This is a genomic window from Paractinoplanes ovalisporus (assembly GCF_016834655.1).
GTDB lineage: Bacteria > Actinomycetota > Actinomycetes > Mycobacteriales > Micromonosporaceae > Actinoplanes > Actinoplanes ovalisporus.
This window is the reverse complement of record NZ_JAENHP010000008.1, coordinates 43,625-63,191: the sequence shown is the minus strand read 5'-3', so window position 1 is coordinate 63,191 and position 19,567 is coordinate 43,625. Positions and strand designations below refer to the sequence as shown.

The 19,567-nt window shown below is 71.7% G+C and carries 17 protein-coding genes; 10 read left to right on the top strand and 7 right to left on the bottom strand.

The genetic code is table 11. The features are described from left to right. Positions 1-324: 324 nt before the first annotated feature. A complete protein-coding gene (locus tag JIG36_RS24550) occupies positions 325-858 on the bottom strand; it encodes a GNAT family N-acetyltransferase (RefSeq protein ID WP_203378750.1) in 534 nt (177 codons plus the stop codon). A 25-nt stretch (positions 859-883) separates the two neighbouring features. On the opposite strand from JIG36_RS24550, the gene JIG36_RS24545 reads away from it, so the two are divergent. After that, complete coding sequence (locus JIG36_RS24545) at positions 884-2,350, top strand: beta-N-acetylhexosaminidase (protein ID WP_307872900.1); 1,467 nt, start codon at positions 884-886, stop codon at positions 2,348-2,350. Here JIG36_RS24545 and JIG36_RS24540 read toward each other — a convergent pair. Next, complete coding sequence (locus JIG36_RS24540; RefSeq protein WP_203378748.1) at positions 2,313-3,542, bottom strand: cytochrome P450; 1,230 nt, start codon at positions 3,540-3,542, stop codon at positions 2,313-2,315. The genes JIG36_RS24545 and JIG36_RS24540 overlap by 38 nt on opposite strands. Before the next feature lie 138 nt (positions 3,543-3,680). On the opposite strand from JIG36_RS24540, the gene JIG36_RS24535 reads away from it, so the two are divergent. Together JIG36_RS24535 and JIG36_RS24530 are read left to right on the top strand one after the other, a co-directional pair. Then, positions 3,681-5,639, top strand: coding sequence for a M48 family metallopeptidase (locus JIG36_RS24535; protein ID WP_307872899.1), 1,959 nt, complete (start codon positions 3,681-3,683; stop codon positions 5,637-5,639). Between the two features lie 245 nt (positions 5,640-5,884). Continuing rightward, positions 5,885-6,409: a hypothetical protein gene (locus JIG36_RS24530; protein WP_203378747.1), complete on the top strand. Its 525-nt coding sequence runs from the start codon at positions 5,885-5,887 to the stop codon at positions 6,407-6,409. Here the strand turns inward: JIG36_RS24530 and JIG36_RS24525 are convergent. Genes JIG36_RS24525 through JIG36_RS24515 form a run of 3 tightly spaced genes read right to left on the bottom strand, consistent with a single transcriptional unit; the run spans position 6,379 to position 8,985 of the window. Further along, positions 6,379-7,371, bottom strand: a complete 993-nt coding sequence (locus JIG36_RS24525) for a helix-turn-helix transcriptional regulator (protein WP_203378746.1) — start codon at positions 7,369-7,371, stop codon at positions 6,379-6,381. The genes JIG36_RS24530 and JIG36_RS24525 overlap by 31 nt on opposite strands. 58 nt (positions 7,372-7,429) lie before the next feature. Continuing rightward, positions 7,430-8,332, bottom strand: coding sequence for a hypothetical protein (locus JIG36_RS24520; RefSeq protein WP_203378745.1), 903 nt, complete (start codon positions 8,330-8,332; stop codon positions 7,430-7,432). Between the two features lie 11 nt (positions 8,333-8,343). Beyond that, the gene (locus JIG36_RS24515) at positions 8,344-8,985 is read right to left on the bottom strand and encodes a hypothetical protein (RefSeq protein ID WP_203378744.1); all 642 of its coding nucleotides are present in this window, start codon (positions 8,983-8,985) and stop codon (positions 8,344-8,346) included. 257 nt (positions 8,986-9,242) lie between these two features. On the opposite strand from JIG36_RS24515, the gene JIG36_RS24510 reads away from it, so the two are divergent. The 6 genes from JIG36_RS24510 to JIG36_RS24485 all read left to right on the top strand — a co-directional run bounded on the left by JIG36_RS24510 (position 9,243) and on the right by JIG36_RS24485 (position 16,736). After that, entirely contained in the window at positions 9,243-12,254 is a 3,012-nt protein-coding gene (locus tag JIG36_RS24510) for a sensor histidine kinase (protein ID WP_236048196.1), read from the top strand. After that, entirely contained in the window at positions 12,255-12,677 is a 423-nt protein-coding gene (locus tag JIG36_RS24505) for a roadblock/LC7 domain-containing protein (protein WP_203378743.1), read from the top strand. Further along, positions 12,667-13,053, top strand: a complete 387-nt coding sequence (locus JIG36_RS24500; protein WP_203378742.1) for a DUF742 domain-containing protein — start codon at positions 12,667-12,669, stop codon at positions 13,051-13,053. Before JIG36_RS24505 ends, JIG36_RS24500 begins: the two co-directional genes overlap by 11 nt. After that, on the top strand, positions 13,034-13,633 hold the full coding sequence (locus JIG36_RS24495) for a GTP-binding protein (RefSeq protein WP_203378741.1): 600 nt from the start codon (positions 13,034-13,036) through the stop codon (positions 13,631-13,633). The genes JIG36_RS24500 and JIG36_RS24495 overlap by 20 nt, the downstream gene beginning before the upstream one ends. A gap of 92 nt (positions 13,634-13,725) precedes the next feature. Further along, complete coding sequence (locus JIG36_RS24490; RefSeq protein ID WP_203378740.1) at positions 13,726-14,778, top strand: lactonase family protein; 1,053 nt, start codon at positions 13,726-13,728, stop codon at positions 14,776-14,778. Positions 14,779-15,017: 239 nt separating this feature from the next. Then, positions 15,018-16,736, top strand: coding sequence for a VWA domain-containing protein (locus tag JIG36_RS24485; RefSeq protein ID WP_203378739.1), 1,719 nt, complete (start codon positions 15,018-15,020; stop codon positions 16,734-16,736). Positions 16,737-16,800: 64 nt separating this feature from the next. Here JIG36_RS24485 and JIG36_RS24480 read toward each other — a convergent pair whose 3' ends face one another. Then, positions 16,801-17,922: a PP2C family protein-serine/threonine phosphatase gene (locus JIG36_RS24480; RefSeq protein WP_307872898.1), complete on the bottom strand. Its 1,122-nt coding sequence runs from the start codon at positions 17,920-17,922 to the stop codon at positions 16,801-16,803. A gap of 68 nt (positions 17,923-17,990) precedes the next feature. Here JIG36_RS24480 and JIG36_RS24475 point away from each other — a divergent pair, with 68 nt between their 5' ends. Beyond that, complete coding sequence (locus tag JIG36_RS24475; RefSeq protein ID WP_236048195.1) at positions 17,991-18,470, top strand: MarR family winged helix-turn-helix transcriptional regulator; 480 nt, start codon at positions 17,991-17,993, stop codon at positions 18,468-18,470. Here the strand turns inward: JIG36_RS24475 and JIG36_RS24470 are convergent. After that, on the bottom strand, positions 18,458-19,555 hold the full coding sequence (locus JIG36_RS24470; protein ID WP_203378992.1) for an ROK family protein: 1,098 nt from the start codon (positions 19,553-19,555) through the stop codon (positions 18,458-18,460). The genes JIG36_RS24475 and JIG36_RS24470 overlap by 13 nt on opposite strands. Between the last annotated feature and the right edge of the window lie 12 nt (positions 19,556-19,567).

The window sequence follows — 19,567 nt, the reverse complement described above, 5'->3', positions numbered from 1 at the left end:
GCCGTGCACACCCGGCCTGTCCGAGCGCGACGAGATCGGGCCATGCACACCCGGCCTGTCCGAGCGCGACGAGATCGGGCCGTGCACACCCGGCCTGTCCGAGCGCGACGAGATCGGGCCGTGCACACCCGGCCTGTCCGAGCGCGACGAGATCGGGCCGTGCACACCCGGCCTGTCTGAGCGCGGCGACATCGGGCCGTGCACGTCGGGCCCGTCCGAGCGCGATGACATTGTGCCGTGCGCGTCCGGCCCGTCGGATCGCGACGAGATCGTGCCGAGCACGCCCAGCCCGTCGGAGCGCGGCGTCGGGCCGGGGCGGGCTGGTCAGGGGAGAGGGCGCAGGCGAATGTGGTCGTCGTGCCACTCGGCGCCGACCAGGAAGCGCTTGGTGCCGGCGATCTCGAAGCCGTTCTTCGCGTAGAACCGACCGGCCCGTACGTTCTGCTGGTTGACGCCCAGCCAGCAGAACGCCGCCCCGGTCGCGGCGGCCTCGGCCAAGGTCGCGGTCATCAGGGCGGCCGCCGCGCCCGAGCCGTGCCGCTCCGGCGCCAGGTAGAACTTGCTCAGCTCGATGCTGACGGTCTCGTCCACGACGGCGGCCACGTCCGGGTCCTTGATCGGGCCGCGGACCAGCATCGAATAGCCGACCGGCCGGTCCTCGTCGTAGGCCAGCAGCAGCACCCGCGCGGGGTCGGCGAGGTAGTCGCGGAAACTCGCCACCGACAGGTGCGTGGCGATGAACGCGTCGATGTCCGCCTGCAGCGTTCCGGGCGGACAGGCCAGCCCGAACGTCCGTTCGGCCAGATCGTGCAGTAGTTCGGTGTCGGCATCTCCGGCGCGACGGGTCGTGATCGACATGGAAAGACAGTTTATGGTTTCTCGCGTGAGCGCTCCCACGATGAGACAACTCGGCGACGTCATTCCGCTGCCGGCTTCGGTCCGGCCCGACGCTTCCGCCGACTTCCGGATCACGTCCGATGTGTCGGTGAGCGCCGCCCCCGCGGCCGCCGCCGTCGCCGATGAACTGGCCGAGGTGCTGCGCCGGTCCACCGGCTTCCCGGTGCCCCGGGGCGAGGACGGTGCCGTCCGCCTCCACCTGGACGACTCCGACGAGGTGAAGTCGCCGGAGTCGTACCGGCTCGACATCGCCGCCGACGGCGTCACCCTCAGCGCACCCACCCAGCAGGGGCTGTTCGCCGGGCTGCAGACGCTGCGCCAGCTGCTCCCGGAGAGCCTGGCCGCCGAGGTCGTGCTGCCCGGCGGCCGGATCGAGGACGAGCCCCGCTTCGCCTACCGCGGCACGATGCTCGACCTGGCCCGGCACTTCTACAGCCCGGCCGACATCCGGTCCTACATCGACACGATCGCCCAGTTCAAAATCAACTATCTGCACCTGCACCTCACCGACGATCAGGGCTGGCGGCTCGAGATCGAGGGCTGGCCGCGTCTCACCGAGGTCAGCGGCGGCGAGGGCACCGGGATCGACGGCCAGGGCCCGGGCTTCCTCACCGCGCAGGAATACACGGACCTGGTGGCGTACGGGGAAACGCGTTTTGTCACGATCGTCCCCGAGATCGACCTGCCCGGCCACGTCAACGCCGCCCAGGTCGCCTACCCCGAGCTGACCACCGACGGCGAGCCGGTGCAGCCGCGGACCGACGCCGAGGTGGGCTACTCGTCGCTGGTCGCCGACAAGGAGATCACGTACACCTTCGTCGAGGACGTCATCCGCGTCGTGGCCGCCCTGACCCCCGGCCCGTTCCTGCACATCGGTGGCGACGAGGCGCTGAGCACGACGGCCGAGGACTACCGGACGTTCATGACCCGGGTGCTGCCGATGGCCGGCAAGTACGGCAAGCGGGCGATCGGCTGGCACGAGATGGCCGCCGTCGACCTGCCGCCGACCGCGGTCCCGCAGTACTGGCGGATCGAGCCCGCGGACGGCGGAGTCACCCGGGCCGCCCAGGCCGGACACCAGGTGATCATGTCGCCGGCCGACCGCAGCTACCTCGACATGAAGTACGACGACGCCAGCCCGCTCGGCCTGGACTGGGCCGGCCTGCTCGGCGTCGAGCGCTCCTACGACTGGGACCCGGCCGACCGCCTGCCCGGCGTGGGCGAGGAGTCCCTGCTCGGCGTCGAGGCGCCGCTGTGGTCCGAGACCCTGCGGAGCCTGGCCGACGTGCACTACATGGCGTTCCCGCGGCTGCTGGCGATCGCCGAGATCGGCTGGACGCCGCGTGCCGACCGCGACTGGACGTCGTTCCGCCGCCGGTTGGCCGAGTACGGCCCGCGCTTCGAGGCGCAGGGCGTCAACTACCACCGATCCCCGGAGATCGACTGGAAGTAGCCGCAGGGACGACGATCTCGAGGCCGCTCCGGGGGCGGGTCGGCACGCGGGCCAGGTCGATGCTCGTGTCCTGCGGCGGCAGGTAGTAGTCGAGTTTCGCCAGCCTCTGCACGAGCGTCCCCAGCACCGCGACCGTGATCTGTTCGCCGGGACAGCGGTGGCCCGTACGCGGGTCGCCGCCGCCCTGCGGGATCAGCTCGAACTCGCCGATCGGCCGTCCCAGGAAGCGTTCGGGCCGGAACTCGTACGGCTCGGGCCAGACCCGTGGATCGTGGTGCTGGCCGTACACGTCGAGCAGCACGAGCGCGCCCTTCGGGATGTCGGTGCGCTGGAAGTGCAGGTCGCGTCGGGCCCGCCCGCCCAGGAACGGTACGAACGGATAGAACCGCCGCACCTCGTGCACGAACGCCTCGGTGTAGTCGTCGTCGCCGGCGCGCAGGCGGGCCCGGGTTCCGGGCCAGCGGTCGAGGGCGTGCCCGGCGAACGCGACGAACCAGGCGACGGCCGTGGTCGGGCGGATGATGTTGATGAGTTCGACGGCGGCGCTCCGCGCATCGAGCAGGTAGCCGTTCTCGAGGTGGTGCGCGATCTTCGACACCGGTTCGCCGGTCGGTTCCTGACGGCGTACGTCCTCGATCAGCCGGGCCAGCTGCCGTTCGCAACGCACACGCGCCACCCGGGCCCGCACGTGACGCGGGCCCAGCGTCGCGAACCCGTCCACCATCGCCACCATGTCAGAGGCCAGAGCATTGGTGGGTACGCCGGTCCACCGTTCCGCCGCGTCCGCGAGCACCCGGCTGGTCTCGTCGAAGAGCGACACCGGCCCGGCGCCGCGCCAGCCGTCGGCCGCCTCGTCGAAGATCTTGCCGGCCAGCGAGGCCAGCGTGTCCACGCCGTCCTCGTGCATCAGCAACGCCACGAAGAGGGCCTTGCGCGCCCTGTGGGCCTCGCCGTCGAGGGTGTGCACGCCCCGGCCGAACAGCGTGTCGACCACGGGTGCGGGCAGGGCGGTGTGCCGTTCGAGGTGGCCGCGTTCGTAGAAGAACCGGGCCGCGTCGGGTCCGCTGATCGCGACCGCGGGCTGCCCGCCGAACCGCAGGGGAACGGGCTGTCCGTGGCTGCGGCGGCGTAGGTCCGGGAGCCAGGCGTAGCCCTTCGTCCCGAACGCGAGGGTCTGGTCGAAAAACGCCATGGCAGTCCGTATCCCCTTCGGTGACGGCGTGAAACCGGGTCGAAAATCTTCCTTATTTTTCCTGTCGTCGGACTCTGCGTCTGGGCTTTCCGTCGGACCACCGCCCTAGGCTGGGGTCCTCGATTGCGGAGGTTTCAAGTGCGATCCGATACACCGGGAACGCGGTCGGCGCTGATGCTGGCCGGATTCCTGGCGGTGGCGTGGCTTCAGGTCGCCGCCGTCCTGCTCGTCGTGCTGCTCGTGCTCGAGCCGCTGCCCGGCGAGATCGCGCTGCAGGTGGCGGTGCCGTTGGTCATCGCCGTCGCCGGCCTGCTCTGGTGGGCGACCGTGCGGGCGCTGCGCCTGCGCCGCCCCGCGCCGGCCGGGGTGCCCGTGCTGCGCCAGCACGCGCCCGCCCTCTGGACGATGATCGACGACGCCGCGGCCGCGGCCGGGGTCAAGCCGCCCGGTGGGGTGACCGTGGTGGCCGGGGCGACGGTCACCGTCGCGCAGCGTCTGCGCCTCGGTGGTCTGGCCGGTGGGCACCGCGAGCTCCACCTCGGGCTGCCGCTGCTGCAGGCGTGGGACGAGTCGCGGGTGCGGGCTGTCGTGGCGCACGAACTGGCCCACGGCTCGCCCGCGCTGGGTGGCCGGTTCGGCCCGATGGCCCGGCGCGGCCGGCTCGCCCTGGGCCGCATCGTGCCGCGCATCCCGCGCCGCAGCCCGGCCGGGCCGCTGCTGCGGGCGTGGGCCCGGTGGTACAAGGCGGTCGACACCCCGTACAGCCACGCTCAAGAGCTGGCCGCCGACCGCGTGGCGGCCACCTTCGCCGGTCCGCACGCGGCGGCCGCGGTGCTGCGTGACGGCCCCGCGCTCGAGAGCATGCAGCAGATGTTCCACGCCGAATACCTCAGTCCCGGCTGGCAGGCTGGTCTCGTTCCCGACGACGTGTTCGGTGGCTTCCTGCGGGTCCTGGCCGCCCGGGGCGACGACATGGCCGCCTTCCGGGCCCACGATCCCGAGCCGCCGGGGGAGTGGGATCCGCACCCGCCGCTCGCCGAGCGCCTGGCCGCCCTGGCCGAGATCACCCCCGAGGGCCCCGAGCCGCCCGGAAAGCCGGCCGGCGAGCTGGTGCCCGACCTGCCCGGCCTGGGCCGGGCCCTGCAGGCGGTCGCGTTCCCGGTCGGTGGCCGCGCGGTCGTGGGCTGGGACGAGTTCTTCGGCGTGGCCCGTGTCGCCGAGATGGAGCGTGAGGCCGACGCCTCCCTGCGCGCGTTGTCCCGGGCCGCGGGCGTTCCGGTGACCGGCGTGGGCGAAGTGCTCGACCTCGCCGCCGACGGCCGGCTGCGCAAGATCGCCGAGACGGTCTTCGGCGATCTGCCGGCCGACGAGGTCTCCGGCCGCATCACCGACCTGCTCGCCCTGCTGCTGGCCCTGGCCGCGCTGCACAGCGGCAAGGCCCGCTGGCGGCACAGCTGGACCGGCACGGCCGAGCTGGTCGCGATCGACGGCTCCTATCTGGAGCTGCACGCCCCGGCCGAGGCGGCCGGCGACCCGGCCACGGTCGGCCAGGCCCGCGAGTGGCTGACCACCCTCGGCGTCGACATCACGGCCGACGCCTCGACCGCGCGGCACCACTCGGCCCGCGTGCCGGTGCTCGGCGGCGTGGTCGGCGTGCAGGTCGACGGCGCCCGCACCGACCTGCTGGTCCTCGAGACCGGCCTGTTCCTGGTGCCCGCCCTGCCCCGCACCCGCCACCACGAGTCCCGGCGCCGCCTGACCCGCCTGGCCACCGACGGCGTCCTCACCGACGGCTCACCCGCACCGGCTTCGGCACCCCCGACCGGGACGCCGGGCGGCGGCACCGCCACCGCGACACTGACCGAGACAAGCGCGGCGGAGAAGACCACGACGGAGAAGACCGTGTCGGCCAGCCGGTTCGTGCCGTTTGCCGACGTCGCCACCGCCTCGGCCACCCGCAACGGCCGCCGTTCGTGGGAGATCAACCTGCGCGACGGCGGCACGCTCAACGTGCGGTCCACACTCGACTCGGAGGAGCTGCCCGGCGGCTGGGCCGCTCTCGACGACGCGGTGGCCTTCCTGACCCGCACCCGCTGACGGGCCCATCCGCGCAGACCTGCCCACGCGAACCCGCCCGTGCGAACCCGCCCCCGTGCTCCGCGGCGCTGACCTGCGACGGGATGAACTCTTCGCCGCCGCGGGTCGTATGTACGACCGAAGGGTGAACACTCCGTCACATCACGTCACAATAACCTCGCGGATTGTTCGCTTTATCGCTCCCGATAACGGGTAGGAGAAAACCCGGAACGGCGGGATGATCCTTTCGAGGCGGGGAGGCCGACATGGAGCGGGGGCCATTGGCGCTCTTCGGCGCGATCGTCGCGGTCGGCGTCGGTCCCGCGCTGTGGATGGGTGTCCAGCTCGGCGCGATGAGCAATGAGGACAGTCCGGCCCGCCCACCCGTGGTCAACCAGCAGCGCGCCGACAAGACCGGCCAGGAGCTGCTCGGCGGCACCGGCGCGGGGGAGCAGACGAACGACAGCCCGGCCACCGAGCCGCGTGGCCACGTCGTCCCGTTGACCACGTCACCGTCGGCCGAGCCTTCGTCCAGCGCCAGCCGCGAGCCGTCGCCGTCGGCCACCTCGCCGTCGGCCGAGCCGTCGCCGACCAGCGACTCCCCGTCCACGCCGCCGACCGAGTCCACCACGCAACCGGCGGGCGATCCGACCGACACCACTGAGCCGCCGGTCGAGGTGACCGACGACCCCACGGTCCCGCCCTCCCCTCCGGTCGGGAACGACGACGAGAACGACGACGAGGGCGGCAGCTACGGCGGTTACGTCGAGGCCGAGGATTCGGGCAGGTAGGTCGCGGCCAGACCCCGGGCCGTCTCGGCGAAACAGGCTCGCAGCTCGGGTGGGTCGAGCACCTCGGCCGAGGCGCCCAGTTTGAGCAGTTCGATGTGCCCGTGCCGCACCGACTCGATCGGCACCCGGGTGACCAGCCAGCCGTCCTCGCCGGGCGGCCCGGCTTCGGCGCGCGCCACCCGGGACATCTCGGGCGGAAAGACGTACGCCATCCGGGTCAGCGCCTCGCTCGTCATGCGGACGGTGGCCATCGCGGTGTAGACGCTCCGCTCGTACCGCTCGGTCCACTCCCGCCAGAACGCGGCCAGATCGAATTCCGCGGGCCGCGACGCGAGCTCGTCCAGCAGCTCGGCCTCGAGAATGTTCGACACCCGGTAGGCGGTGGTGCGGGTCCCGGTCGCGGCGACCAGATACCACCGGCCGGCCTTGAGCACGACGCCCAGCGGGTGCAGCGTGCGGGTCACCTCGCGCGGTGCCTTCCAGCGGCGGTAGCGCACCTCCAGCCGGCGTCCGCTCCACACGGCGTCGGCCACGGCCGAGAGATGCGGGGTCGGCTCGTCGCCGCGGAACCAGCCGGGGGCGTCGAGATGAAACCTTTCCCGTACGCGGTCAGCCCGATCCGCCAGCTCACCCGGCAACGACGCACGCAGTTTGAGCTGGGCCGCCGCCAGCACCGACCCGAGACCCAGCTCGGCCGCCGGTCCCGGCATCCCGGCCAGGAACAGCGTGCCCGCCTCGTCCGAGGTGAGGCCGGTGAGCCGGGTGCGGTAACCGTCGAGCAGCTGATAGCCGCCGGACGGGCCGCGGTCGGCGTAGACCGGCACTCCGGCCGCGCCCAGCGACTCGACGTCGCGATAGACCGTGCGCACCGAGACCTCGAGCTCGTCGGCGAGATCCTGCGCCGTCATCCGCCCACGGGTCTGCAACAGGAGCAGAAGCGAGAGCAGACGGTCGGCGCGCACCAACCCACGCTAACGCCGAAGGGGGAGCCGGCGGCTCCCCCTTCGGTCGGACGGTCGGTCAGAGCGCGGTCAGGCGGTTGATGATGTCGCGGTACGCGCGGAGCTCGACCCGCAGCTTCTCGGTGTCGTCGGCGTTGCCGCCCAAGCTGTCCCGCTGCGCCTTGAGGGCACCGGTCAGCTTGTCGACCGCCTCGCCGACCAGCTCCGCCGCCTCGGCCGTGGCCGCCTTCGGCTCGTCGACGAAGCGCAGCTGGATGTCGCGGAACCGCTCGGCGAACGAGTCGCCGTCCGGCAGCAGCTTCTCGGATTCCGCCTTCTTCCCGGCGGGGGTGGTGCTCGCCGGCACCGGGGCCGCGGCAACCACCGGGGAGGGCGTCTCGGCGGCCGGGGTCGGCTGGAACTCCTCGCCGTCGCGATAGCCGTTGGTGGCGGCCTTGTCGGTGTCGCTGTCGTCCTTCAGCGTGTCACCGGTGGCCGGGTCGACCGCCTTCGGGCTGTCGAACGTGCCGTCGTCCTTGATCGCCGCGTCCTTGTCGGCGTCGGTGTCGGCGTCCTTGACGGCGTCGTCCCGCTTGCGGTCGTCCGAGCTGATCACCTGCGTCCGGTCCGCGTCGTCCTTGGGCTGGTCGAGGGGGAGGTCGACGGCGTCCCGGTCGGCGTGGGAGCCCCGGTAGTCCTTGTCGTCGACGGTGTCCTCGACGACGGTCCCGTCCGGGCCGTACGTGGTGGCGGTCTTCGGCTTGTCGGCATCGGTCGACGTGTCACCGGAAGCCGACGTGTCATCGGACGCCAGCGAGTCGCGGGCAGCCGGCCTGTCACCGGCGACCGGCGTGTCACCGGGTGCGTCGCTCCACGGCGATCCGGCGCGCTGGGGCGGCACGCCGACCGGGTCGGTCGCCGCGCGGTCCCGGTCGGAGATCTCCTGGGTCTCGTTCTCTTTCTCGTTGGAGAAGAACTTCATGGCGGTGGCTCCTAGCGGCTGGTGTCGCGGGCGGGGGATTCGGACTCGTCGGCGGCCCGGCGAGGAGCGGGCGTGGGTGCATCCGAAGTGGACACAGGAGTAGTAGTACCAGTCGACGGCACCGGGTCGGTCCCGAGTAGGTCGGCGAAGAGCGCCCGGTAGTGCACCAGGGCCTGGCGCAGGTCCTCGGTGTTCGCCTCGCCCGCGGTGTTGCGCCGGCTGATCTCGTGAGCCTTGCGGTAGTGCTCGAGCGTGCGGGCGTGCTCGACCGAAAGGGTCGCGAGCCGCTCGTCGTACTCGGCGGTCGGGTAACCCCGGTCCGTGATCAGACGTGTGACCAGCTCGTCGGCGGCCGTCACGGCCTCGACCGGGCTGTCCACGAACTGGATCTGGACCTCTTCCCAGTTCGCCGCGTAGGTGGTCTGCGCCTCGGGGGAGAGCGGCTTCAGCTCGAGCGCGGCGTGCTTCTTCTCACGCTCGCGGAGCTCCTTCTCGGCCTCGGTGCGGCTTCCGGAGTCGGCGACCGCGCGGTCGTACTCCGGTCCGAAGGTGTGCTGCAGTTGCTTGCGTCGCATGACCTGGACGCCGTACACGACCGCGGCGATCACAACCAGGATGACGACGATCAGGATGATCGTGGCTGTGGGGGACATGGGGCCTCCTCTTATCCGATCCCGGTATTCCCACCCACGTGGTGTCGTCAATCCCCTCCGGCGTGTTCGGTTTCGCCCGATCCTTCGATCCGTTGGGTAACTGCCTGGTCACAGTGTCACAAGGACGACCGGCCCGGGCATGCCAATCTCGCTGCTTAAAAAGGACTTAAGCGCGCTTTTAGGTACGCCGCAGTGGTGGCTCGCTCCGAAGTCTTTACGTATTCTCCCGAAGGCGTACGCCAGAAGAGCGGAGCCTGATGAAGAAGCGTTACTGGTCGATCCGTTCGAAGATCATCGTGTTGGTGGCCGTCCCGTTGACGGCACTGCTGGCGCTGTGGGTCTTCGCGACGGCGCTCACCGCCGGTCCGGCGTTCAACCTGCTGTCCGCCCGCACGGTGCTGGACAACGTCGGCAACCCCGGCATCGAGCTGGTCGGCCAGCTTCAGCGGGAGCGCCTGTTCAGTGTGGAATACCTCTCGGCCACCGGCCCGCCCACCCAGTCCCTGCTCGAGCAGCGCAGCGCCACCGACAAGGCGCTCGCCAACTTCCGCCGGCTGGCCGGGGGCGACGACGCGAGGGGCGCGGCCAGCGAGGTGTTGCGCGGCCGGATCGACGCGTTCCTGACCCAGCTCGACAGCCTGCCCGGCAACCGCACCCACATCAACAACCGGGCGATGGACGCGATCGGCGCGCAGAACTTCTTCAACAACGTGATCGGGGCCGGGTTCCAGACGTTTGCGGCCACCGCCACCTTCAACGATCCGCGGATCGACGGCGAGCTGCGCGCGCTGACCACGGTCGGGCAGGGCCAGGAATACCTGAGCCGGGTCGACGCGCTGGTCGGGGGCGTGACCGCCGCCGGCCGGTTCACGCCCGAGCTGCGCGGCGAGCTCATCCAGGACGTCGGCACCGCCCGCTTCCTGCTGGCCCGCGGTGTCGAAGACATGGCCGAGTCCGACCGTACGGCGTACAACGACCTGAGCGCCGGCCTCGCCTTCGAGCGGCTCGACAGCCTGCTCTCCCAGCTCGTGGAGCAGAGCCGCGACGGCTCGGCCACCCCGGTGAGCAGCGCCGAGTTCCGCCCGGCCTACGTCGCCGTGGCCCAGGAGCTGCGCGAGTTCGAGGTCGGGGCGACCGACGCGCTCACCGACCGGGCCCGTCCGGTGGCCGAGCGGGTGCTGATCCGGCTCGGACTGGCCGGCATCCTCGGCCTGGCCGCGCTGGCCTTCTCGCTCTATCTGTCGGTGCGGGTCGGCCGCTCGATCGTCGGCCGGCTGCGCCGCCTGCACGGCGAGGCCCGCGAGATGGCGGCCGAGCGGCTGCCCACCGTGGTCCGCCGGTTGCAACGCGGCGAAGAGGTGGACGTCGACGTCGAGACGCCCCCGCTGGAATACGGCCGCGACGAGATCGGTCAGCTCGGCCACGCCTTCAACGACGTGCAGCGCACGGCCCTGCAGTCGGCGGTCGAGGAGGCGAACGTCCGGCGCGGCCTCAACGAGGTGTTCCTCAACATCGCCCGGCGCAGCCAGACACTGCTGCACCGCCAGCTCGCGCTGCTCGACCGCATGGAGCGGCGCGAGACCGAGCCGCAGGAGCTCGAGGACCTCTACCGGGTCGACCACCTCGCCACCCGCATGCGGCGCCACGCGGAAGACCTGGTCATCCTGGCCGGCGCCGCGCCCGGCCGCGGCTGGCGCAACCCGGTCCCGGTGATCGACGTCGTCCGCGGCGCGATCAGCGAGGTCGAGGACTACAAGCGCATCGACATCCGCTCGATCGAGGGCGCCTCGGTGCTGGGCCGCGCGGTCGGCGACGTCATCCACCTGCTGGCCGAGCTGCTGGAAAACGCCGCCTCGTTCTCCCCGCCGCACACCCGGGTGCAGGTCACCGGCCAGGTGCTGCCCAACGGCTACGGCATCGAGATCGAGGACCGCGGCCTGGGCCTGACACCCGAGGCGATCGACGAGATCAACCGGCGCCTGGTCGAGCCGCCCGAGTTCGATCCGGCCGACAGCGCCCGCCTCGGCCTGTTCGTGGTGGCCCAGCTGGCCAACCGGCACGGCATCCGGGTGTCGCTGCGCCCGTCGGCGTTCGCCGGGGTCACCGCCATCGTGCTGGTGCCGGCCGACCTGATCGTCGGGGCGACGCCGGCCGTGGCGCTGCCCGCCGGCGGGTCCACGGGGGAGCGTCCGCTGGTCGGATCGGGCAGCGACGACCCGTCCCGCCGTTCGCTGGCCGCGCTGCAGTGGCAGGGCGGCGAGCAGGTGCAGCAGGTCACCGCGTCGGGCCACCCGATCATCAACGGCACCGCGCTGCCCGGCCCCGAGGAGCCCCGCCCGGTCCGCGGCACGGTCACCAGCGGCCAGCACCGGGCGCCGGTCGCGCAGAGCGGTCCCTCGCCGAGTTCGGTCGCTGACGGGTTGAACGAGGAGGGCCTGGTCCAGCGGCGGCGGGTGCGCCGGCCGGTCGAGACGGCGCCGGCCGAGCCGCCGCGGGTCGAGGCCGACCTCGGGCCGGTGCGGGCCGAGCTCGAGGCGCTCAACGCCGCGTCCGACCTCCCGCAGATCGAGGGCCCGCGAGCCGGCCGCATTCCGGCGCCCCGCGCCGTGCCCCGCAATTCCGCCCCGGCCGCGATGCCGACGAGAGCGCCGGCCGCGATGCCGACCGGGGCGCCGGCCACAATGCCGACCGCGATGCCGGCCGGAGCTCCGGCCGACATCCCCGCACCGGTGTCACACGCCGAGACCACAGAGGACGGGCTTCCGCGCCGGGTCCGTCAGGCCAACCTGGTGCCGCAGCTGCGCCGCCCGGCCGGCGAGACGCCGCCCGAGCCCGAGCCGCAACTCCGCTCGCCCGAGCAGGTGCGCAGCATCATGAGCGCCCTCCAGCTCGGCACCACCCGCGGACGCATCGACGCGAACCGCTATCTGGCCGAGGGGGGAGCGTTAACTCCGGGTAACCGCCCCACCGCTGGCGGCGAGGTCAAACGCGGAGGTGAACGTCACACATCTGACGAATTCGTGCCGGAAGATCGGTCCAATGCGGATGACACGGACATTGATCTACCGGTGAGCGGCGGATCCTTTGCGGATGCGGCTACCGTCAGTTTTCCAGCGATCGTGAACGTGGCGCTTGCCCGGGACGAGAGAACACGGGACGAGGCAGCACGCGGCGAGGGAACGCGGGACGAGAGAGCAAACGGGGATGCGGCCAACGGCGGGGCATCAACCGGGGGCGACAACGTGACCAGGCCGGAAAAGGACGCATAAGTGACACAGACGACGAACCAGCGCGCGCAGCTCACCTGGCTCCTCGACGATCTGGTGGAGCGGGTGCCGACGGCGCAGCAGGCGGTCGTGCTCTCGGCCGACGGTCTCCTGATGGGAGCGTCGGCCGGACTGGGCCGCGAGGACGCCGAGCACCTGTCCGCGATGGCGGCCGGGTTCCAGAGCCTGGCCAAGGGCGCGAGCCGCCACTTCCGGGCCGGCCCGGTGCGCCAGACCGTGGTCGAGATGGAGTCCGCCTTCCTCTTCGTCACGGCCGCTGGACAGGGTGCGTGCCTGGCCGTGCTCGCCTCGTCCGACGCCGATCTCGGCCTGATCGCGTACGAGATGGCCATGCTCGTCACCCGGGTGGGCCAGAACATGAGCGCTCCGCAGCGCTCATCGGTGATGCCGTCCGATGCCGGCTGACCCGCCCCGCGCGACGCACGACTGGCTCGACCACGACGCCGGGCCGGTCGTCCGCCCGTACGCGATGACCCAGGGCCGCGTGGCTCCCGAGGGCAGCGAGTTCGACCTCGTCGCGTTCGTGGTGGCCACCTCGGCCGACGACCCGGAGGACGCCCCGCTGCAGCCCGAGCACCACGCGATCGTGGCCGCGTCGTGGGAGCCGATCTCGGTCGTCGAGCTGGCCTCGGCCCTCGACCTGTCCATCGGGGTCGTCCGGGTTTTACTCGGTGATCTACGCTCGGCAGGACTCATTTCGCTGTACGAACCCCCGGCGGCATCCCAGCCGCACGATGTCGACGTACTCAAGGCGGTTGTCAATGGACTCCGTGCGCTCTGACCGCAACGGCGCGTCGTCGCGCATCCCGGTCGCGCTCAAGATCCTGATCGCCGGCGGTTTCGGCGCCGGCAAGACCACGATGGTGGGCTCGGTCAGCGAGATCCGTCCGCTGCAGACCGAGGAGATCCTGACCGGGGTCGAGGGCGCCGACGACACCGGCGGGGTGGAGGGCAAGACCACCACCACCGTGACGATGGACTTCGGCCGCATCACCATCACCGAGGATCTGCAGCTCTACCTGTTCGGCACGCCCGGGCAGGACAGGTTCTGGTTCCTGTGGGACGAGCTGTCGCAGGGCGCGCTCGGCGCCGTCGTGCTGGCCGACACCCGCCGCCTCGCCGACTGCTTCCCCTCGATCGACTATTTCGAGCAGCGGGGCACGCCGTTCGTCGTCGCGGTCAACTGCTTCGATCCCGACCAGCGTTTCGGGGCCGACGCCGTGGGCCGCGCGCTCGACCTCGACGCCGGGGTCCCGGTGGTCCTGTTCGACGCCCGCGAGCCCACCGGCGCCCGTAACGTCCTGATCGAGCTGGTGGAATACGTCGCCCGCCGGCAACTGGCGGCCGCCGCGTCCCGCTGATCCCGCTGCCGCGCCACGCCGGATGCGGCAGGAGCGACGGATCACCCGGCCGCCGTGTCCCCCTGATAGCGGCGATGTGATGGGATCACCCTATGGGCGCGAGCGATGAACTCCTCTTCGTCGGTGGCTACACGTCGGACAAGGGCGGTGACGGCGAGGGCATCACCCGGCTGCGGCGCGATCCGGCGACCGGCTCGCTGACCGGCCCGGAGGTCGTCGCGCCGACGCCGTCACCCTCGTTCCTGGTGCAGCATCCGACCCTTCCTCTCCTGTACGCGGTGAACGAGCTCGACCCCGACGGCACGGTCAGCGCCTTCGCGGTGGCCTCCGACGGGTCGCTCACGCCGGTGTCGAGCCGGCCCACCGGCGGCAGCGACCCGGCCCACCTCGCCGTGACGGCCGGCGGGCGTCACCTGCTCGTGGCCAACTACGGCACCGGTTCGGTCGCCGTCTTCCCGCTCGACCCCGAGGGTGCTCTCGGTGAGCGTTCCGACCTGCTCACGCTCGAGGGCAGCGGCCCGGTCACCGACCGCCAGGCCGGCCCGCACGCCCACATGGTCTTCCCGGTGCGTGACGAGGTGCTGATCGCCGACCTCGGTTCCGACCACGTGTGGCGGGCCCGGCTCGACCCGGTCGCCGGCCGCCTGACGATGCTGACGCCGGCGGTGGCCGCGAAGCCCGGCACCGGCCCGCGGCACGTCCGCTTCTCGCCCGACGGCGCGCTCTTCGTGGTCGGCGAGCTCGGCGGCGACCTCAGCTGGTGGCGCCCGGCCGCCGACGGCTCGCTCGACCTGGCCGGTCAGGCCGCGACGACCACGGCCGGGGGCGAGAACTACCCGTCCGAGATCGTGGTGCGCCCCGACGGTCGTTTCGTCTATGTCGCCAACCGCGGCCCGAACACGGTCGCGACCTTCTCGTGGGACGGCGAGGCGGCCGTGCTGGTGGCCGAGACGCCGGTCGGAGGTGACTGGCCAAGGCACATGATCCTGGTCGGGGATCACCTCTACGTAACCAATCAGCGATCACAGAGCGTGACGACGTTCCGGGTCGACCCCGAGACCGGCGTCCCGGTAGCGCTGGGTACGCCGACGGGTCACCCGACGCCGACATGCATCCTGCGCTGGACGGCCGTCGCGGGCAGGTAACCCCCACAACGGGATAGACGCTCATCATCGCGGCGGCGAGGACAAATCCGACACAGGTCGCCACTGATCGAGATGGCACCACCACGCGCAGTCACGCTTGATGCCAAGAATTCCAATCCGAGTAACTTTCGCCCGAACGTATATGGCATTCGGGTACGCAGATGCGCACTATAGAGCGCGTGTCAGGCCGCCATCGTAGAAACTTCAATCTCAGGGGAGCAGGCGTCGTCGGAGCTGCGATGGCATTAGTCGTCGTACTTGGTGGGTCCTACTACGGCTACCAGCAGCTCTCCGACAACGGCTGCTCCGGTTCCATCCGTTTGACCGTCGCCGCCACGAGCGAGGTCGCCTCTTCCATCGACCAGGTCGCGCAACGCTGGGTACAGGACGGCGCGAACGTCGACGGCACGTGTGTCGCCGTCGCGGTCGAGGACATCGACTCCGCGATCATGGCGGCCGCTGTCGCCGGTCAGCACAAGGTCGTCCTGGCCGGTGTGGGCACCGCGCCCGAGTCGGTCAAGGTGCCGGACATCTGGGTGCCGGACTCCTCGACCTGGATCCTGCGGTTGAAGTCCGAGGCGCCTGGCTTCGTGCCCTCCGACAGCAAGCCGATCGCGCAGAGCCCGATCGTGCTCGCCATGCCGCAGCCGGTCGCCGAGCAGCCCGCCATCGGCTGGCCCAACAAGAAGCTCGGCTGGGCCCAGCTGATGCAGCTCATGCTCACCAGCACGAGCCTGCAGACCGGCGTCACCGAACCGACCCGTGACGCGGCCGGCCTGTCCGGTCTGCTCGCGCTCGGTCAGGCGGCCGGTGCCGGCGACAAGGGACAGCAGGCCAAGGTCCAGGCGATCAAGAGGCTGGCCACCGACGCCTCCACCAAGCGCGACGAGCTGATCGGGCGGTTCCCGCGCTCGGCCGACCCCAACGACATCGGCAACTCGCTCAGCGCGGCGCCGGTCTCCGAGGCCGACGTGGTCACCTACAACTCGGGCAAGCCGCCCGTGCCGCTGGTCGCGATGTACCTCGAGCCCAGCCCGATGCCGCTGGACTACCCGTTCGCGGTCATGCCCCAGGTCGACCTGCAGAAGCAGCAGGCCGCCGCGGGTCTGCGGGCGCAGCTGGCCAGCGCCACCTTCAAGAACGCGCTCGGCGCGGCCGGTCTGCGGGCGCCCGACGGATCGTTCGGCGCCGGCTTCAGCCGTCCGCTCGGCGCCCCCGACGCGTCCCCGGCCGTCAGCAACTCGGTCGGCGGCACGACCGAGAACGGTGGCACCGCCGCCGCCGGTCTCGACGCCAGCGCGCTCAGCCAGGTGATCGGCAGCTGGAACGCCATCACCCAGCCGGGCCGGGTGCTCGCGGTCTTCGACGTCTCCGGTTCGATGAACCAGAAGGTGCCGACCGCCAACAACCAGACCCGGGCCGCGGTGACCCGCAAGGCGGCCGCCGCCGGTCTGCAGATGTTCGACGACAAGTGGGCCGTCGGCGTGTGGCTGTTCTCGACCGAGCTGGTCGGCAAACGGCCCTGGAAGCAGATCGTGCCGATCAGTCCGCTGGCGTCGGCCCGCGGGGAGCTGCAGGCGTCGATCGACCAGATCATCCCGAAGGAGAACGGCGACACCGGTCTCTACGACACCGTGCTCGACGCCTACAAGAACGTGAAGGCGAGCTGGCAGCCGGGCCGGGTCAACTCGGTCATCCTCTTCACCGACGGCAAGAACGAGAACGACGACGGCATCAAGATCGAGCAGCTGCTCAGCGAGCTGAAGCGGCTCAACGATCCGCGCAAGCCGATCCGTCTGGTGATCATCGGTATCGGTGACCAGGTCGACGAGAACGAGCTCCAGACGATCGTGAAGGCGACCCCCGCGGGCGGTGTCTTCGTCACCAAGGACCCGGCCAGGATGAGCTCGATCTTCGTCGAGGCCATCGGCCGCCGCACCGGCGCCGCCGGGAGCTAGTCCGAGACGAACGAAAAGGGCCGTCACCGCGAGGTGACGGCCCTTTTTCCATGAAGGCGCGAACTCATGGCTGCGGAGGCCGGCCGGTCCAGTCCAGGCAGACCGCGACCGCGTCGTCCTCCAGCTCGGCGTCGCCCACGAAGGCCCGCAGATCGCCCAGCAACGACCGCACGGCCTGCAGCGGCGCCAGCGTGCCGGCCCGCCGCACGAAGCGGGCCAGGGCCGCGTCCCCATAGCGCCCGGTCTCGGCCACGGCGTCATAGATCCCGTCGCTGACCAGCATCAGCCGGTCGCCCGGCTCGAGCCGGAACCGCTGCACCTGGTAGTCCGTGTCCTCGAACATGCCGAGCGGGAATTCCTTGGTCAGCTTCTCGTCGTGCACCTGGCCGTCGCGCAGCAGCAGGAGCCGGGGCGAGCCGGCGTCGACGGCCAGCATCTCCCCGGTGGTCAGGTCGAGTTCCAGCAGCAACGCCGACACGTAGGTCGCGCCCCGGTGCTCGGCGAAGACGGCCTGGTCGGCCAGCGCGGCCTGGTCGGCCAGCGGGATTCCGGCCCGGCGGGCGTTGCGCAGCGCATAGGTGGCGAGCGAGGTGAGCAGCGCCGCCGTCACCCCTTCGCCCATGCCGTTGAGCACGCTGAGCGAGAGCCGGCCGTCCTGGTCGGCCCAGTCGAAGCTGTCGCCGCGCACGTTGTAGGACGGCTCGAGCTGCCCGGCCAGGCCGAACGACGGGCGGATGCGGCTGCGGGCGGGCAGCAGCTCCCACTGCATCTCGGCGGCCAGCGTGAGCCGCCGGGTGCGGGCGACCGACTGGTAGCGGTCGGTGCCAGAGGCCGCGGCCTGGAGCTCATGGGCCAGCGCGACGGCGATCTCGGCCAGTTCGGTGCTCAGGCCGGGGTCGTCGGGGAGCGGCGCGCAGGCCAGAACCCCGATGCGTTCCCCTCGCGCCGAGACCGGCAGGAAGATCACATCGCCATCGTGCACTTCGGACTGGTGGTCGAAGCAGCGCCACGCGGGGTCTCCCGGACGGGTGCGAACGGCTTCGCCGAGCACCGGTACGAGGGCGGTCAAACGGTAGTCGACCAGGAACAACTCGGTTCGGGCGACCGCGTATTGCGAGGCGAGTCCCTCGGCCAGGCGTTCCGGAATCGCGTCGGCGGCCGCGTCGGCGAGAATCCGTCGAACCACCAGTAGCCTGTCGATCAATGGCGACCTCCTCGAACAGACACGCCCGTACGAGTAGTCTCTGCTGCACCATGGCCATTCACCATGGGCCGGACGGGCCTGACCCCATGCATGCCGCGGCGATCGACGACGCCGCGAAAGCCCTGCTGCTCGCGTGGGACGTGGCCCGCGAGCAGGTGACACCGCGCATGTCGTCGGTGCAGCTGAACGCGCTGCTCGCCGTCGAGCGCGCCGAGGGCATCAACCTGGGCGGCCTGGCGGCCGAGCTGGGCATGCTGCTCTCGTCGGCCAGCCGGTTGTGCGACCGCCTGGTGGCCTCGGGCATGGTCGAGCGGGTGCCCGGCCGGGCCGACCGCCGCGAGATCGCGCTCTATCTCACGCCCGCCTCCCGCAACCTGCTGGCCGAGCTGCGTCGCATCCGCCGTCGCGCGCTCACCGGCGTACTGGAAAAGATGTCTTCCGGTGGTCGGGCGGCCCTGCTGCGGGGGCTGACCGAGTTCGCCGCGGCCGCGGGGGAAAACGGCGGCAGCGCCTCGGCTCAGACGGCTTGAGCGAGCCATCCGGCCGGGTCCTCGCGCACGGATCGGATCACCGCGTCGGCCGCGCCGCGCATGGCCGCCTCCGATCCCAGGGCGGCCGGCCGCAGCGTGACCGGGGCCAGGTCGGCCGTGAGCACACGACGGTGCAGCTCGGCCTCGATGCCGGGCCGTAGCCGGTCGAACTCCGGGGCGTAAGCACCACCGAGCACGACTACCCCGATATCGAGCAGGTTCACGACCGCCGACAGGGCAATTCCGAGCGCCGACGCGGCCAGGTCGGGATCGGCCGCGACCGCCTCCTGACCCGCGTACTGCTCGAGGCAGCCGTTCGCGCCGCAGCGGCAGGGCCGGCCGTCGGGGAAGACCGTGACGTGGCCGATCTCGCCGCTCCAGCCCCGCCCGCCGCGGTAGAGCCCGCCGTCGAGCACGATGCCGGCGCCGATGCCGATCTCGCCCGAGACGTAGAGGAAGGTGGGCTCGGCGCCGTCGGCCCGCAGCTCGCCCAGGGCGGCCAGGTTGGCCTCGTTGTCGACGGTGACCGGCAGCCCGGCCAGATCCGGCACACGCACGTCCAGCCAGCCCAGGTTGGGCGCCACCCGCACGAGCCCGTCCGCCGCCACCAGACCCGGCACGGCGAGGGCGGCCCCGGCGAGCACCAGCCCGTCGGCCTCGGCCGCCGCGCGGGCCTGAACCGCGAGATCTCCCAGCTCGGCCAGGGCCGTCCCGGGTGACAGCAGCCGTTGGTCGCGCCGCGCCACGAAGCGGTGCCGCACCGCGCCGGTCAGGTCGACCACACAGGCGGCCTGATAGTCGACGTTGATCTCGAGGCCGAGCCCGGCCGGGCCCTGGGACGCGAGCGCCAGTCCGGCGGCGGGGCGGCCGGCGCCCGTACGGGGGGCCGGGTCGAGCTCGATGAGCAGACCACCGGCGATGAGGTCGTCGACGAGCGCCGAGACCGTGGCCCGGGTGAGACCGGTCGCTCCGGCGATCGCCGCCCGGGATGGCCGATCTGCGCTGTTTGCCACTGTCTGCAACACGAGCGCGAGATTGTGAGCTCGCACGCTCGATTGCCGGACGGGGGCCCGGGAAGCATTCATCAGGCGGCCGCT

Bases quoted from the DNA above. Each gene is read 5' to 3' on its own strand.
- JIG36_RS24550 (WP_203378750.1), bottom strand. From the start codon at position 858: ATGTCGATCACGACCCGTCGCGCCGGAGATGCCGACACCGAACTACTG.
- JIG36_RS24540 (WP_203378748.1), bottom strand. From the start codon at position 3,542: ATGGCGTTTTTCGACCAGACCCTCGCGTTCGGGACGAAGGGCTACGCC.
- JIG36_RS24530 (WP_203378747.1), top strand. From the start codon at position 5,885: ATGGAGCGGGGGCCATTGGCGCTCTTCGGCGCGATCGTCGCGGTCGGC.
- JIG36_RS24520 (WP_203378745.1), bottom strand. From the start codon at position 8,332: ATGAAGTTCTTCTCCAACGAGAAAGAGAACGAGACCCAGGAGATCTCC.
- JIG36_RS24515 (WP_203378744.1), bottom strand. From the start codon at position 8,985: ATGTCCCCCACAGCCACGATCATCCTGATCGTCGTCATCCTGGTTGTG.
- JIG36_RS24510 (WP_236048196.1), top strand. From the start codon at position 9,243: ATGAAGAAGCGTTACTGGTCGATCCGTTCGAAGATCATCGTGTTGGTG.
- JIG36_RS24500 (WP_203378742.1), top strand. From the start codon at position 12,667: ATGCCGGCTGACCCGCCCCGCGCGACGCACGACTGGCTCGACCACGAC.
- JIG36_RS24495 (WP_203378741.1), top strand. From the start codon at position 13,034: ATGGACTCCGTGCGCTCTGACCGCAACGGCGCGTCGTCGCGCATCCCG.
- JIG36_RS24490 (WP_203378740.1), top strand. From the start codon at position 13,726: ATGGGCGCGAGCGATGAACTCCTCTTCGTCGGTGGCTACACGTCGGAC.
- JIG36_RS24485 (WP_203378739.1), top strand. From the start codon at position 15,018: ATGGCATTAGTCGTCGTACTTGGTGGGTCCTACTACGGCTACCAGCAG.
- JIG36_RS24475 (WP_236048195.1), top strand. From the start codon at position 17,991: ATGGCCATTCACCATGGGCCGGACGGGCCTGACCCCATGCATGCCGCG.
- JIG36_RS24470 (WP_203378992.1), bottom strand. From the start codon at position 19,555: ATGAATGCTTCCCGGGCCCCCGTCCGGCAATCGAGCGTGCGAGCTCAC.